This window comes from Peribacillus sp. Bi96 (genome assembly GCF_918698115.1).
Classification (GTDB): domain Bacteria; phylum Bacillota; class Bacilli; order Bacillales; family DSM-1321; genus Peribacillus.
The window spans coordinates 1-15627 of the sequence record NZ_CAKKLV010000007.1 but is presented as its reverse complement, the minus strand read 5'-3'; the positions used below and the strand labels follow the sequence as shown (position 1 = coordinate 15627).

Below are 15627 nucleotides of genomic sequence, written 5' to 3'. Positions count from 1 at the left end.
CCACTGTAGGAACCATAGTCTGTAATTGCAAAAACTCCTTTTGAAAAGGAGCATCATTATATAAGAATTTATGATGAAATAAATAATTGCGATATTCCGGAGTTTTTGGAATGTTTAGTCTTTTGAAGGGTTAACATTAGATTGATAGGCTACAACATCAGCGATAAATGAACCGAGAAGAAGCCTCCCAATGTGAGTATTCTGCCGATTAAAATGTTCTTTGCTTCTTCAAGTTGAGAACAATTATTTTAGTTGTTGTCCATTTAATTTTGCCTCCTGCCGCCTAGGTTTGATTATTTAAACTACTTGTTGTGAACTTATATTATTTTTGATAAAGGTTAGGATAGATAACGTTTTGTAAGAAAATCACTTCTCTCTTTAAGGCTTCTGTAACTGTGATTAATGAATTCCGATCTTTCTGTAACAAGGCGATTTGATTTTCCATTTTCTTTATTTTATCATTTAGTTCTTGTGTTTCTTGTTCCGCTTTTTTATCTAAAATAATGGTTTCTTCAATTGCAATGGCGGTACCACTTGATGAAATTAAGTCTCCAAGTGCACCTAAGATAGCACCAAATAAAGATAATATAAACCCTGAATTTGATTCCGACCCTGATGCTGAAGTATCCGAGTTTGCTGAAACCTCTTCTACTTCAACTTGTTCTACTTCTTGAGCTTCTGCTGCAATCCCTAGAATAGTAAGGAGGTTTCCTATGTTAGTAATCATCGAACCAAATAAATCAATCTTATCCCCAATATGCGGAGGTAAGGAAGTTAAAAAATGCTCTTCTTCAGGTACTCTCATAACTTCTCACCTTCTTGGCTGTAATTTGATTTTATTAATTAAGCTAATTGTGGTAAAATTCAGCGCTTGTTCGATGCCTTTTAATTTGCAAATTACCTTATCAATATCCTCTACTCTCAAAACTTTGAGAATATTCTTATCAATCATATATAATAAATCCTCTAAGCAATTTATAATATCTTTGTATGATTTTATTAACAAGTTATGTTCCTTATCCAAAAATTCCGGTGGAGTAATCGTCACTAAAGATTGTACGCTAGTCTGCCCTACACTAATGGCATTTTTTAAATCAATACAGTATTGGTCGTAATCGGAAACTATCCCATCAATATAATTAGGATGTAACATATTAGAAATATAAACTAAATGTCCTCCAATTAAATGAATAGTTTGACCATATTTTTTAAAATTTGCTCTCATGTAATCCCTCCTGTTTAACAAAACTCTTGGGCATTTTTCTTAGATAATGTATGCAATCCAAAAAAATTGTTCGAATAAAAATTAAAAAATCTCATCTTACTTACCACGTAATTAATGCTTAATAATGATGCAAATTGGATGAATGCAATATTGTTTCGCTGCCCTTGGAGAAAAATAAAAAGCCTTGTCTGATCGAGAAGGGCAATTTATGTTTGAGCATATTCAGTTTGATGAGATATTGGTGTGATCGTAGTGTATTAAAAAAGCTCTTCTCTTTATTGAAGAGGGGTTATTATCATGGCGAAAAAAATCGTTCGTATCAACAAGCAAAAAAGTTCTCAGAATGTACATACTCCTAGGTAATGAACCTGAACATCCTCCTTATCTTGACATAATCTAAATCAAATAAAGATTTGAGGAGGACTCACTAAAAATGTATGATTTATTAACAAATGAATATCTTCATTCAAATGATTTAAGGAGACAATTTGGTTTTGGGTTTCCTTTTTTAGGGGCTCTTGCTGCGGGAGCATTGCTTTCTGTACCTTTTTATGGTGGATATGGGGGGTATTATGGATACGAAGGATACGATGGATTCGATGCATATGTATATCCAGGATATGCCCCATATCAAGAATTTTATTCATACTACCCTTATTGAGAAAAGAGATTTAGTGACTAAGAACAAGAGTGAATATGAAATTGTAAAGCTACCCTAAATTTTAAAGCCACTCTAAAAAATGGAGGGCTAATTATTGTTTTATAAAAATGAATCAAAATGGGGGTCTAACATTTTTAACTAACTCCGTAATATCGTTATCAGCGTTATATACGACTTGATCGATCCGAAAATCCTCACTAGCTGCATAGTTACTTTTTATCTGCTGGATCCATTTGTAAGCTGCAACCGCAGCTGTCCAATCTGGGTCTTTCTTAAAGTCTGAATGTATGACAGGGAAACTTCCGGTTTGTAAAAATTTAGTTTCCCTCGAATGTAAGTATACCTTTATCGTAATGTACATACTTTTGTTAACCTTCTCAGTTTATTTATTGAAATCAAGTAATCTTATTCCCTTTCACAATCATCATTGCCTGAATCTAGCCATTGTCAATATTCGTTCTTCATATTGACAAACAAAACCATCACCATTCAAATCATTGGAGTGAGTTTGTTTTTTATATTCCTGTGATTTCTGTTTTACTTGTTGTTGTGCTGCTCATTCAGCCGCTTCTTTAGTTTTCTTTTCTCTAGTTTCTTCCTTTTCCGGATATTCTATGCCTTTGGAACAGTCGCCACATCTGCAATAGGGACAAAAGGAGCGGGTGCTGTATCGAAGACAGGAGTAGCGAATAAAAAAGCCGCTGCAGTCAAATGTGCTTCTAAATAATAAGGAATGTCCTCCTTTCCTAACCTGATTGCCATACAACCAAACTGTTTTGGGCAGAGGAAGTCCCATATAATTCGGGTAATGGTAATGGATTAAAAGAATTTTCCATGGCACAATGACCTAAGTGGTAAACGTAAGGGTAATGATTTATAAGGGTACTAGAGAACAACTTGTGGCTAAACCTAAAAACTTACCTATTCCAGATCGCTGGGAGAAAAAAGGGGTAATTTTGAAATGGATGAAAATGGAACTTAACTATATACCAAAATGGGCTATGTGTGAGTTTTGAGATGCTCTAATATTATTGAAGAAACTCGGTGGAATATAAAACTGGATAAGATAAATCCTAGTATAATAATTGTATCCAAGTTGTAATGGATTTTTATAGGTCCGAATCATGTGCTGGATATTGATAATTTTGTGGGAATCTTTTGTTTCCTCTAGATCACTTACCTTTAATAATAATAATGCAGTGGATTAGGTGGAGGTTGATAGATACAGGTACGTATCATTCTTAACGGAAACTGCTAATCTGATTTTTTTGTATAATCAAACTTTTAATATACAGAGTCTTCTCATTTCGTGTTTTGAAATTACAGTGATATAATGATTTCTGTGATTTTAAAGTTTAACATAGGAAGTGGCTAAATTGTCGAACAATTCGAAAGAGAGTAAATTCGTCCCGTACGTCTCTGCATCTAAATCTTTACCGGAATTAACAGTAACTGCAATAATTCTAGGCATCATTCTTGCAATTGTCTTCGGGGCAGCAAATGCATACTTAGGCCTGCTTATTGGATTAACTGTCTCTGCTTCAATACCCGCCGCGGTAATTTCAATGGCTATTTTAAGAGGGATTTTTCGCAGGGATTCTATATTAGAAAACAATATTGTGCAAACGATGACCACGGCAGGGGAGGCTATTGGTGCCGGTGCTGTATTTACCATCCCAGCATTATTCATGTGGGACATTGAAGTGAGTCAAGCATTGATCATTTTCATTGTTTTAACCGGGGGATTTTTAGGTGTCTTCATGATGGTGCCCCTTCGACAGCTATTAATTGTTAGGGAACATGAAACATTGCCTTACCCTGAAGGTACGGCATGTGCCGAGGTACTAAAGTCCGGAGAAAAAGGCGGTACAAGCGCCAAACTAATCGGGGCCGGTTTGGTAATCGGTGGTGTGGTTAAAGCGCTTGGTGATGGATTTAAGCTTTTCAAAACAGAAGTTGAAACAGGAATCACAAATTTTAAAAACGCAGTGGTTGGTCTTGATGCCTTTCCTTCCCTTTTGGGAGTAGGGTATATTATTGGTCCGCGTGTTTCAGGTCAAATGCTAGGTGGAGGGTTATTAGCCTGGGTCGTTCTTATACCGGCGATCAGCTTCTTTGGCAGCAGTAATGGAACAGCCATTTTCCCTTCTGATGTACCGATTGGTGAATTGGATGCATGGGGAATTTGGGATAATTATATACGTTATATTGGAGCCGGTGCAGTTGCAACTGGCGGATTGATCACCTTGATTAAAACGTTGCCTATCCTTTTCAGTTCAGTTATTGATACTCTTAAAGGCGTAAAAGCTAATAAAGGACAACTTAAGTCAGGTTCAATCCGTACTGAAAAAGACATACCGGCTAAATACGTTTGGTTGGGAACGATCATTGTTATTTTAATCATCGCTTTCACACCTATAACAGATGTAGGAATCATCGGTGCGATTGCGATTGCGATTTTTGGATTTTTATTCGTGACTGTGGCTTCAAGGGTTGTTGGAATCGTTGGAAGTTCTTCTTCCCCTGTTTCTGGAATGACCATAGCCACACTTTTGATTGTAGCGATTGTCTATAAAGCTACTGGTTTTACCGGAACGACTGGAATGGTAGCGGCTTTAACCGTTGCCGCAATCATTTGTACAGCTCTTGCTGTTTCAGGTGATGTATCTCAAGATCTAAAAACAGGATATATCGTGGGCGGAACACCATGGAAACAGCAAGTTGCCATGATGATTGGTGTCGTCGCGTCCGCTTCTGTCATCGGTTTTATCCTAATACTAATGGACAATGCTTATACAATGGGATCTGCAGAACTTCCAGCACCTAAAGCGGCTCTAATGAAAATTCTTGCTGAAGGAGTTCTTGGAGGAGATTTACCTTGGACCCTTATCTTTATCGGTGCGGCCATTGCCATTACATTAGAGTTTTTCGGTTTGAATTCACTTGTAGTTGCAGTCGGCATTTACTTGCCTGTTCACACTAGTGCCCCAATCATGATTGGTGGATTTATACGTTTCTTCGTTGAATTCTTCGCGAAAACGAAAGAAGCGCTTAAAGCTCGTGTTGATAGAGGTGTATTATTCGCATCTGGTTTAATAGCAGGTGAATCATTGATTGGTGTACTTATTGCCATATTGATTGCAGCAGGTGTCCAAGTTCCGGCTGCGGCTAAATTAGCCAGCAATTTGCTACCATTCTTACTGTTCCTTGCTCTAGCTGGATTGCTTTGGTACGTATCCAGCAAAGGGAAAAAAGAAGATGCTTCGTAAACGCCAATCAAAAAAGAGGAACCTGTTAACTATGGTTCCCCTTTTGGAAAGACGCGTCACTTTGGAACAACAATCTTCGGAAGCAACTTTTTTAATCATTCAACGGACCAATTTTGTCGAACGAATTACGATCCGTTTCTTCAAGCAGCCGTCCTTTCGTAAAATTAAGCTTGATAAGTTTGGGGCATTTGCCATTAAACAAATGGAGTACAAATGCAATGTCAATCAAATTTCCGAAGCGATGAGTGAACATTTTGGTGAGGAAGCAGAACCAGCCTTACCAAGGTTGATGAAATTTTTGGAAATTCTTGAGGTCCACGATTGGATCATATGGGATGATGAAGAAGAAAAATGAAAAACAAGCTGAAGCTCTTTTTGATGCTTCAGCTTGTTTTTTTGTTTTGGATATTGGTAATTACTATTCATGTACTTTTTGGATAAATGAACTATGGGTATAAAAAAATGTAATATCTTTATACATACTGTTAGTCATGATTCATAAAGCAGTATTATTCATATTTTGTAGAACAGGTGGGTTATTATGGGAAGAGTACAAGGTAAAGTAGCATTAGTGACAGGTGGAGCTTCAGGTATAGGCTTATCCATTTCCACCCTAATGGCTAAAGAAGGCGCAAAAGTAGTGATTGCTGATTTTAACGAATCAGGAGCAAAAGAAGTGGCCGAAAACATTAAAAAACAAGGTGGGGAAGCAGCTGGAGTATTCTTGGATGCTGGAGAAGCAGATTCAATCCAGGCAGCAGTCGACTTTACAATTGAACAATATGGAACGGTTACGGTACTCGTTAATAATGTAGGTTTGACTAACTTAAATAAAGATCTGGATGTTTTGAATGTAGATTTGGAAGAATGGGACAGACTTATGGATGTGAATTTAAAAAGTGTGCTCTTGGGAAGCAGGTTTGCGATTCCCCACATGATTAAAGCGGGAGGAGGCTCGATTATCAATACGGCCTCCATGGCTGGATTTACAGGTGACTCCGTACGGTCTGCATCTGGTGCATCCAAAGCGGGTGTAGTGAATTTGACCCGCTATATCGCTGCACAGTATGGGAAAGAACATATTCGTTGTAATGGTGTGGCACCAGGCCTTATTTTAACTCCTGCAGCGAAAAAAAATATGCCTCCGGCAGTACTCGACATTTTTGCCAAATTTAATGCATTACCATATCATGGTGAAGCGGATGATATCGGATATACCGTTCTATTCCTTGCCTCTGATGAGTCCAAATTCATTACAGGTCAGACGATCCAAGTGGAAGGCGGTCATTACATCGCCAATCCAAGCATCTCTGATTTTAATGATTATTTAACTAAAGCAAAATCCAATTAATTGTCTGGACATTTATAAAACAAAACTTTACCCTGGATAAGATCAACCTTATTCGGGGTTTTTCGTTAGGAATGTCTTATTGAAATAACCATGAAGCAGGTGCATATAACAATGGAAGTAACGAATTATGATGACATGCTGAACATCAAAACGGAAGGTGAACAAAAAAAATTCAATGATTCTTTGCATTATCACCGATACGAGCCTACACCCTATAATGCATTGGAGTATTTATTCGAAAAATATCCACTGAAAAGAAATGATCGCATAGTCGATTTTGGATGTGGTAAAGGACGATTGAATTTTTTTATCCATCACCTATATCAATCATCTGCAGTTGGAGTGGAGATGAATGAAAATTTCTATAAAGAAGCGATAGAGAATCTGAAAAGCTATGGGAAGAAAAGGAAAACTGACAATGGCAAAATAGAATTTCACTGTTGTTTGGCAGAGGAATATGATATTGATGTGAAGGACAATCGGTTTTATTTCTTTAATCCGTTTTCTGTACAGATCTTCATGAAGGTCATCAATAACATATTGGTATCCACTGAAAAAGAACCGCGCCAGATCGAACTGATTTTATATTATGGGTCACAGGATTATATTTTTTTTCTCGAAAATCAAACAGTCTTCGAGCTGAAAGAAGAAGTGTTGTTACCCGGCTTGACTGAATCGAATCCTTTTGAGAAATTCGTCATATATCAATTACCGAATTAAACGAATACTAATCAAGTAATTAAGTATTAAAAGCACCCCGCAATATTCATTGATTGCGGGGTGCAAATGAGGAAACAAGCCACTCGTTTAATGATGCCTAATTTACAGCATATTGTAAAATCTTTTGAGGTTGAGGCTCATATTGTTGTTCTATATAAATTTGATGCCAAATCATAAAAGTTAAAATGGTCCAGAGCTTACGGCTGTTGTCCATTTTATTATTTATATGGTTTTCAAGCAATTTCATAATTTGTGGTTTGTTAAAAAGATAATCAGTGGGGCTCTCCTGGATTAACTTTACTGCCCAATCGTATAATTCATCCTTTAACCAATGGCGTATAGGAACGGGAAAGCCAAGCTTCTTTCTGCTCCATACATGTTCCGGTACTATCCCTCGGGCTGCTTTACGAAGAATATATTTGGTCGTTCCATTTCTTACCTTTTGATCCGTACTTAGTTTTGAGGCTGTATTGAATACGCATTTGTCCAGAAATGGAACTCTCACCTCTAAAGAATTCGCCATGGACATTTTATCTGCTTTCAATAAAATATCACCTTTTAACCATGTTTGAATATCAATGTTTTGCATTTGGGTTATCGGATCATAGCCTAAAGAACTTGAATAGATGGGACCGGTCACTTTTTCATTTTCCAACCCGTTTAGATAATTCACTAGTAATATTTTTTTCTCTTTCTCATCGAAAATATTTGCATTTCCGATATATCGATCTTCCAAAGATGTAACCCCCCGCTCTATGAAACTCTTTCCTTTAACCCCTTCTGGCAGAACAGAGGAAAGGGCCTTCAGCACATTGTTCACCGGTGCTGGTATATAGGAAAACATGCGCAGGGAATGGGGCTCCCGATATATATTATATCCGCCGAATAACTCATCTGCACCTTCACCGGACAAGGCGACTTTGACGTGCTTTTTAGCTTCCCGTGCGACAAAGTATAGTGGAACGGCAGCGGGGTCTGCTAAAGGGTCATCCATATGCCATATAATCTTTGGGAGTTCTGCCAAGAATTCTTCAGGGCTTATAATATAACTTATATTTTCAACATTTAAAGCGGCAGCGGTTTCCTGTGCAACGTTTATTTCACTATATCCATCTCTTTCAAACCCTACAGAAAAAGTTTTGATCTTAGGGTTAATTTGCTTCGCGATGGAGCAGATAAATGATGAATCAATTCCTCCTGATAGAAAAGAACCAACCGGAACATCACTTCTCATATGTACGTTCACAGAGTCTATTAAAGTTTCCTGTATTTCCTTTATGATTTTTGAATCTTCAATATTGGAAGGATGAAAGGTAGGCTTCCAAAACTTAATTATATCCATTTTCTTTCCTGGTTCTTTAGTGAAATAATGCCCAGGTAATAGCTTTTGAATGTTTTTGGTCAGGGTGGAGGGTTCCGGAACATATTGAAAACTGAGAAAATGCTGTAGTGAATTCACATCTAGCTCTTCATTCATTGTCGTCAAGATACTCTTTTTCTCTGAAGCAAAATAAGTAACATCATCTTGTTCACAGTAGAAAAAAGGCTTGATTCCAAAGTGGTCCCTTGCTCCAAACAGTTTTTTCTCAATTTTATCCCAAATGACAAAAGCGAACATGCCGCGCAGCTTTTGAACGGTTTGCTCTTTTTGGCTACTATAGAGTGCCAGTATTACTTCCGTATCAGAATGAGTCGTGAACTCATATCCCTTATCAATAAGCTCTTTTCTGAGTTCAATATGATTATAGATTTCGCCATTAAATATGATCCAATATCTTTCGTTTTCATATGAAAGAGGTTGGTTACCATTATCTATATCAATTATACTTAATCTCCTAAATCCAAAATTTACAAAATCGTCAAAAAAATAGCCTTCATCATCCGGACCCCTATGGGTAATGATGGTGTTCATTTTTTTGATCGTGTCTTTCATCTTTGAATTTATGGCTTTCGGATATTTTTGAATACATCCAACAAAACCGCACATAAAATTCACCTGCCTATTTATTTATTTATTTATTTATTAAGAGATTTCTAGTTACTTTAGACTACAAGCAAATAAATGGTGCAACGTTAATATCCATCTAATGTATAGAATATCTCTAGTCTTCTAGGTTAGATTATTATTAAATATTTGTCAATTTTACTCATAAAATGAATTGAATTGGAATAATTCAATTTAATGTTATTTAAAATAGTGAGCTCATGGATAATCAACACGTAAAAAAAGAGGCAATTGCTCGATTGCCTCTACAAGACTGTAAACAAATTCGATAATAATACATTTTACCTACAGTTATGGTTTGTAAAATATGACCGTTGATTTCCCCTCCAGGACCTCGGCTCATTTGCGCCTGCGGGGTCTCCCTTGGACGCGCTTTTCCTAAGCGGGAGTCTCGCACACCCGTTCCAATCAACTTTGTTTTAACAATTAGATAGATCTCCTTTTACCTATAGTCTTTTAGTTTTAAAAAGGATGGCTTCCGAAAGAAAACGGATAAGTGTAGACCAATTCGTTTCATGCGGCAGCAGACCTCAATGGATTTGTGTTGGGGATGATAGTTCTCCCAGAAATACGCATGATAGTCATATCTTAGTGTGTCGGGTTGACTGGGTGATTGAGAAAGTTGGAAAATCAGAAGCTGTTGCCGCAAAACAAAAAACGGATGCTTTAATGAAACTGGCATCCGTTTTCTTTTATCTATATTTTAATAGTTCCGTTCGATGATAAAGTGTGCGCGATCGCCTCTGAAGAGAGTTTTAGAGAATTCAATGACCGAGCCATCACTCTCATGAGTGTAAGTTTCCAATGAAAAACAAGGTGAACCGTTAGGTACTTCTAACTTGTCAGAAATGGAATCGTCGGCTAGTGAAAACTCCAAGTGTTCGACTGTTTTTTTTACTTTTAAATTGAATTGTGTTTCAAGTACGTCAAAGAGCGACTTTTCACATGCCTCAATATTCAGACCGGGAGTCTTATACCAAGGAAGATAGGCAATTTCGTATTGAAGAGGGATATCGTTTACGTAACGTACACGCTCCAGTTTGTTGACTGGATCTCCAATATTTTGCTTGAAGAGTTTGGCAAGGGTTGCATTAGCTTCAATGACCTTTAAGCTAATGACCTTAGTGGAAGGATTTTTTCCTTGCATCGTTATTTGCTCAGAGAATTTTTCAACCGTGCTTGTAAGAAATTGCTGCACTTTATTTTCCGAAACAAAAGTCCCTTTCCCCTGGACACGATAGATGTAGCCTTCGACGGTCAATTGCTGTAAGGCGGTGCGAACTGTTGTCCTGCTTACACCATATATTTTACAAAATTCTGCTTCAGTCGGTAGTTTTGTATTCGGTTGATACTCGCCATTTTTTATGAGATCGATAATCGATTCCTTGACTATGGAATGCAATGCCGCTTCTTTATTTATGGTCTCCACAGTGATTCCTCCTATACTCATTCCAATATATACATATACATTATCTCGGATAAGTGCAATAATCAACTTTAAATCGAAAATTTGTAGTAACAATTTAAAATTTGTGTTGATATTTTATTAATTTGTAACTACAATATAAGTATGGAGGTAATAATACCCATTTTAAGGGAGTGATAGTACACAGGAACAGCGCTTATTTTAATAATGGGCTTCATTTCGCTTTAAAATACTGAATAATCAATTATTAAAAAAGGGGGGTAATTTCAATGAATATCTTATTATGTTGTTCAGCGGGTATGTCTACTAGTTTATTAGTTACCAAAATGGAGGAAAGTGCAAAGGTCCAAGGTGTGAATTGTAAAATATGGGCGGTTGGATCGACAGAAGTGAACAATGAAATGGATAAGGCTGATGTCATTTTATTAGGTCCACAGGTGCGATATCTGCTTTCCAAGTTACAGGAAGCGGGAAAAGAGAAGGGGATTCCGGTCGCAACCATCGATCCAATGTTCTATGGATTATGTAATGGTGAAGAAGTGCTAAAACAAGCCACTACTTTAATAAAAGGAGAATAAGGATATGATGACTTTTATTGATAAGTATATTATGCCCGGAGCTGTAAAGGTAGGAAATAACAGGCATCTGCTCGCCATTCGTGACGCATTGATTGGAATGATAGCGATTACAATGATCGGTTCATTTGCCGTCCTGTTTAATAATCTTGGGCAAGTCATCAAGCCGTACGGAAGAATGATGGAGGCCATTTTCGGTCCTGCGTGGAATACGCTTGGAGGGGATATTTGGTTTGGTACCTTTGCGTTCATGACGGTATTCGCTGTGTTCGGCATTTCTTATAAACTAGCAAGATCTTACGGTGATGATGGTTTTGAGGCCATGCTGGTTTCCGCGGCCTGTTTCTTCTTATTATTGCCCCAAATCGGTAATGTCACGTTAACGATCGATGATAAAGCGGTTACAGGGGGGGCATGGGGATTCGTAAGTGTGAACTATTTTAATGCTACGGCCCTATTTACAGGAATAGTCGTTGCCTTAATAGCAACGGAAATATTCGTGAGACTTTCAAGAGTCAAATATTTAGTCATTAAGTTACCTGATGGAGTACCTCCAGCGGTAGCCCGTTCATTTGCAAAGTTAGTGCCCGGTATGGCAACAATTTTTGCCGCTGGCGTGTTTGGACTGCTATTTCGTAAAGCTACGGATGGGCAGGTATTAAATGACTGGCTGAGTAAAGTGATTGTATCTCCTTTACAAAGTGCTGTAGATTCATTGCCATTCGCTATTTTACTAGTATTTCTTGTTCATTTATTATGGATGATCGGTTTGCACGGACCGAATATCCTTGGCGGGATAACGACACCGCTTTTTGAAAGTTCGGGCGTGAAAAATATTGATTTATATGCACAAGGTGTCAAAGACATGGACCAATATGGGGTATTGGCAGGTTCATTCCTCGATGCATTTGTTTATTTAGGCGGATCTGGTGCAACATTAGGCCTGATCATCGCTATGATCATTGCCGGACGGAAACGATATAAACAGATGATTGCACTTGGAGGGGCACCAGGGGTGTTCCAAATTAACGAACCGATCCTTTTCGGATTGCCTATCGTTCTGAATCCAATGTGGTTCATCCCCTTTGTTCTCGGTCCGGTTATTACAACGGTGATCTCATATATAGCGGTAAGTAGTGGAATGGTTTTCCCGATCGTTGCTAAAATTCCATGGGTAACCCCTCCGATTGTGGGAGGATTCCTGGCTACCGGCGGGCATGTATCTGGAGCGGTATTGGCTGCGATCAACCTATTCATTTCAACAGCGATTTATTTACCGTTCGTATATGCTCAAGTGAAGATAGATACAAAAAATAAAACAGAGCTTACGAAAGATTCAGAAACGTTAAGCGTTTAAGAAAGAAGTGATAATAATGGAAAAAGAAGAATTATACCAGCTATCCTTTCAATTGATTTTATATAGTGGGAATGCAAGAAGCTTTGCAATGGAAGCGATGCAGGAAGCGAAGAAAAAGGATTTCGATTCTGCCCGTTTGAAAATTGCAGAGGCTGAAACGGAATTGCTGCAAGCCCATAAATACCAAACTCAATTAATCCATGCTGAGGCAGGCGGGGACCATTTTGAACTTCCCATTATCCTGGTGCATGCACAAGATCATTTAATGACAGCGATGACTTTAAAGGATCTTGCAATTGAAATGATCGATCTACGCGAAGAATTCTTGCATGCAAATGCTGTTAAGGAGGGAACTGCTGAATGAGCAAGGGGTTGAAGATTGTCACGATTGGCGGAGGATCGAGCTACACGCCAGAACTGATCGAAGGTTTCATTAAATATCATGGGGAACTGCCTGTGAGTGAGATTTGGCTCGTGGATATCGAAGCGGGAAAGGAAAAGCTTGAAATTGTTGGGGATTTGGCAAAAAGGATGATCGAAAAGGCTGGTGTGGATATAGATGTCCATCTGACGCTAGACAGAAAGAAAGCGCTTAAAGGTGCGGATTATGTAACAACCCAGCTGCGTGTTGGCCAGCTCGCTGCAAGGGCTCTTGATGAAAAAATCCCCTTGAAACACGGTGTCATTGGACAGGAGACGAACGGGCCAGGCGGTCTTTTCAAGGCTTTTAGGACGATTCCCGTCATTCTCGATATAGCTCGTGAGATGGAGGAATTATGTCCAAATGCATGGTTGATTAACTTCACGAATCCGGCTGGAATGGTAACGGAAGCAGTTCTGCGTCACAGCAATATTTCCAAGATCATCGGCCTTTGCAATGTGCCGATTGGTATGGAACGAGGTGTTGCGGATTTGATGGGCGTCGAGCCATCAAGAGTCAGGATCGACTTTGCTGGTTTGAACCATATGGTTTACGGATTGGATGTATTCGTTGATGGGGAGAGCGTCAAAGATCAAATCATCAATCTGATTACAGATCCAGCGAAAGCTGTCACGATGAAGAATATCCATGCAATGGGCTGGGAACCGGAATTCCTTAGAGCGTTGAATCTGTTTCCATGCCCATACCACAATTACTATTATAAAACGGGAGATGTATTGGCTCAAGAATTGAAGGATGCTGAAAACGGGGAAACACGTGCTGAGGTCGTTCAAAGACTTGAAGAAGAATTATTCGAGCTTTACAAAGATCAGGATCTGGCTATCAAGCCGCCGCAACTAGAAGAGCGCGGAGGCGCATACTACAGTGATGCGGCTGTCCGGTTGATTTGCTCGATGCATACGGATAAGCGAGATATTCAAGCGGTAAATACCGTCAACCATGGTGCGATTGAAGGCATCCCTTACGGCTCGGCGATTGAAACCAGTTGCGTGATAACTAAGGATGGTCCTAAGCCAATCAATGTAGGAGAGCTTCCTGTCGCTGTCCGCGGATTAATTCAGCAAATTAAATCCTTTGAACGAGTAGCCATCGAAGCTGCAATCTCAGGTGATTATGATACTGCGTTGCTTGCCATGACGATTAATCCACTCGTTCCAAGCGATCGGGTTGCAAAACTAATCTTAGACGAAATGCTCGAGGCACATAAAGAATATTTGCCCCAGTTTTTTGAAAAAAAAGAGTTGCAGGATAACTTCTCATGATTGAAGTTCTTATAAACGCAGATGATTTTGGGTTAACTAAAGCGGTGAATTACGGAATTTTGGATTGTCATAAATATGGAATTGTCAATTCGGCAACGATCATGATGAATGCAAAAGCAACGGAGCATGCGATTGAAATCGCAAAGAAAACGCCTTCGTTGAAAGTAGGGATACACTTAGTGCTGACATGGGGGAAACCTTTGTTGAGCGACGTGCCGAGTTTAGTTGACGAATCTGGATTCTTCAAGAAGCAAGGGGTGGTATATGGAGACACTAACGATATTTCCTTGAGCGAATTGGAGAGGGAGTGGTCAGCACAGATCGAAAGATTCTTGGAGTTTGGTCTGTTTCCGACGCATTTAGACAGCCATCATCATGTACACGGGATAACAGCGTTTCTCCCTGTTATTCAAAAGCTGTCAGAGAAATACCGATTGCCAGTACGTAATGCTGGAGAACATCTTGTTGGGGTCCAAACCATAACAGATGTATTCCTGGATGACTTTTATGGAGAAATGGTGGTTGAAGATTACTTTCAAAACTTAAAGGGGAGGTTAATGGACGGGGCAAGCGTGGAAATAATGACTCATCCAGCTTATATGGATGAAGAATTGATGCAAGTTTCTTCTTATAATGATAAACGCTTAAAGGAAACGCGGATTTTGACAGATGCAAAATTGCCAGAAGGATTTTTCCTTAGATATAGCATCAACCAAGTTAAGATTTGATTTTAAAAAGGGTAATCCTACTACCAAAAAGGGGACCATTCATCATTAAGATGAATGGTCCTTTCTAATTCAATGATTGCTTTATCTCAAATTAATAAGCTAAGCTGAATAGGGCTTTGATGTGTGATAAATAGCGAACATTACTTGCTTCTTTCATCAATGTAGCAGGCAGACCTTTAAGGGAAATGTCATTAGCCCCAACGGTTGCCACTGCATCCTTACGGCCAAGGCTTGCAAGTGTACCTGAGTTTACAGGTGAAAATTCTTCAAGTTTCTTGCCTTCAAAGGCTGCATATAGGTTGTATCCAACAAGCTCACCCATTTGCCATGCGTTTTGGGCAGTTGGTGCGTATGGACGGCCGCCTTCTGGAGGGAAAGCAAGGGCACTATCACCGACGACGAATACGTCATTATGAGATTTCGATTGCAGGTACTCATTAACGGCTGCTTTGCCGCGATCGACTTCAAGCCCGGATTCACCAACGATAGGAAGGGCTGCAACTCCGCCTGTCCAAACAAGCGTATTGGCTGTGATCGTTTGTCCATCTTTCAATTCGATTTGATTTCCTTTAACACCCGTTACAGGAAGGCCTGTCAAGAATTCAA

At 38.9% G+C, this 15627-nt stretch carries 17 protein-coding genes; 10 read left to right on the top strand and 7 right to left on the bottom strand.

Features of this window, described 5'->3' with window-relative positions; genetic code table 11:
- Positions 1-322: 322 nt before the first annotated feature.
- On the bottom strand, positions 323-805 hold the full coding sequence (locus LQ203_RS10775; RefSeq protein ID WP_230157924.1) for a hypothetical protein: 483 nt from the start codon (positions 803-805) through the stop codon (positions 323-325).
- A gap of 6 nt (positions 806-811) precedes the next feature.
- The gene (locus LQ203_RS10770) at positions 812-1225 is read right to left on the bottom strand and encodes a hypothetical protein (protein WP_230157922.1); all 414 of its coding nucleotides are present in this window, start codon (positions 1223-1225) and stop codon (positions 812-814) included.
- A gap of 433 nt (positions 1226-1658) precedes the next feature.
- Between LQ203_RS10770 and LQ203_RS10765 the strand changes: the two genes are divergently transcribed.
- On the top strand, positions 1659-1886 hold the full coding sequence (locus tag LQ203_RS10765) for a hypothetical protein (protein WP_230157920.1): 228 nt from the start codon (positions 1659-1661) through the stop codon (positions 1884-1886).
- Between the two features lie 112 nt (positions 1887-1998).
- Here LQ203_RS10765 and LQ203_RS10760 read toward each other — a convergent pair whose 3' ends face one another.
- The gene (locus LQ203_RS10760; RefSeq protein ID WP_230157919.1) at positions 1999-2247 is read right to left on the bottom strand and encodes a hypothetical protein; all 249 of its coding nucleotides are present in this window, start codon (positions 2245-2247) and stop codon (positions 1999-2001) included.
- 251 nt (positions 2248-2498) lie between these two features.
- Positions 2499-2648: a hypothetical protein gene (locus LQ203_RS27515; RefSeq protein WP_290370573.1), complete on the bottom strand. Its 150-nt coding sequence runs from the start codon at positions 2646-2648 to the stop codon at positions 2499-2501.
- Between the two features lie 614 nt (positions 2649-3262).
- On the opposite strand from LQ203_RS27515, the gene LQ203_RS10750 reads away from it, so the two are divergent.
- From LQ203_RS10750 to LQ203_RS10735, 4 genes are all read left to right on the top strand, one after another.
- A complete protein-coding gene (locus LQ203_RS10750; protein ID WP_230157917.1) occupies positions 3263-5155 on the top strand; it encodes an oligopeptide transporter, OPT family in 1893 nt (630 codons plus the stop codon).
- Entirely contained in the window at positions 5145-5510 is a 366-nt protein-coding gene (locus LQ203_RS10745; RefSeq protein ID WP_230157914.1) for a PqqD family protein, read from the top strand. The genes LQ203_RS10750 and LQ203_RS10745 overlap by 11 nt, the downstream gene beginning before the upstream one ends.
- Positions 5511-5696: 186 nt before the next feature.
- The gene (locus tag LQ203_RS10740) at positions 5697-6506 is read left to right on the top strand and encodes an SDR family oxidoreductase (RefSeq protein ID WP_230157912.1); all 810 of its coding nucleotides are present in this window, start codon (positions 5697-5699) and stop codon (positions 6504-6506) included.
- Positions 6507-6617: 111 nt separating this feature from the next.
- The gene (locus LQ203_RS10735; protein WP_230157909.1) at positions 6618-7226 is read left to right on the top strand and encodes a methyltransferase; all 609 of its coding nucleotides are present in this window, start codon (positions 6618-6620) and stop codon (positions 7224-7226) included.
- A gap of 97 nt (positions 7227-7323) precedes the next feature.
- On the opposite strand, the gene asnB is transcribed toward LQ203_RS10735, so the two are convergent.
- Both asnB and LQ203_RS10725 read right to left on the bottom strand, forming a co-directional pair.
- Positions 7324-9213 carry an asparagine synthase (glutamine-hydrolyzing) gene (gene asnB, locus LQ203_RS10730; RefSeq protein ID WP_230157908.1) on the bottom strand — a complete coding sequence of 630 codons (1890 nt, stop codon included), beginning with the start codon at positions 9211-9213 and terminating at the stop codon, positions 7324-7326.
- Positions 9214-9934: 721 nt separating this feature from the next.
- Positions 9935-10660 (bottom strand): GntR family transcriptional regulator, encoded by a 726-nt coding sequence (locus LQ203_RS10725; RefSeq protein ID WP_230157906.1) that lies wholly within the window; start codon positions 10658-10660, stop codon positions 9935-9937.
- 266 nt (positions 10661-10926) lie between these two features.
- On the opposite strand from LQ203_RS10725, the gene LQ203_RS10720 reads away from it, so the two are divergent.
- The 5 genes from LQ203_RS10720 to chbG are packed head-to-tail and all read left to right on the top strand — an operon-like array spanning position 10927 to position 15021.
- Entirely contained in the window at positions 10927-11235 is a 309-nt protein-coding gene (locus tag LQ203_RS10720) for a PTS sugar transporter subunit IIB (RefSeq protein ID WP_230157904.1), read from the top strand.
- Between the two features lie 4 nt (positions 11236-11239).
- A complete protein-coding gene (locus tag LQ203_RS10715; protein WP_230157902.1) occupies positions 11240-12589 on the top strand; it encodes a PTS transporter subunit EIIC in 1350 nt (449 codons plus the stop codon).
- Between the two features lie 16 nt (positions 12590-12605).
- Positions 12606-12953 carry a PTS lactose/cellobiose transporter subunit IIA gene (locus LQ203_RS10710; RefSeq protein ID WP_230157900.1) on the top strand — a complete coding sequence of 116 codons (348 nt, stop codon included), beginning with the start codon at positions 12606-12608 and terminating at the stop codon, positions 12951-12953.
- Positions 12950-14293: a 6-phospho-beta-glucosidase gene (locus tag LQ203_RS10705; RefSeq protein ID WP_230157898.1), complete on the top strand. Its 1344-nt coding sequence runs from the start codon at positions 12950-12952 to the stop codon at positions 14291-14293. Before LQ203_RS10710 ends, LQ203_RS10705 begins: the two co-directional genes overlap by 4 nt.
- Entirely contained in the window at positions 14290-15021 is a 732-nt protein-coding gene (gene chbG, locus LQ203_RS10700; RefSeq protein ID WP_230157896.1) for a chitin disaccharide deacetylase, read from the top strand. Before LQ203_RS10705 ends, chbG begins: the two co-directional genes overlap by 4 nt.
- 91 nt (positions 15022-15112) lie before the next feature.
- Here chbG and LQ203_RS10695 read toward each other — a convergent pair.
- A partial coding sequence (locus LQ203_RS10695) for an FAD-dependent oxidoreductase (protein ID WP_230157894.1) occupies positions 15113-15627 on the bottom strand: 515 nt, incomplete at its 5' end.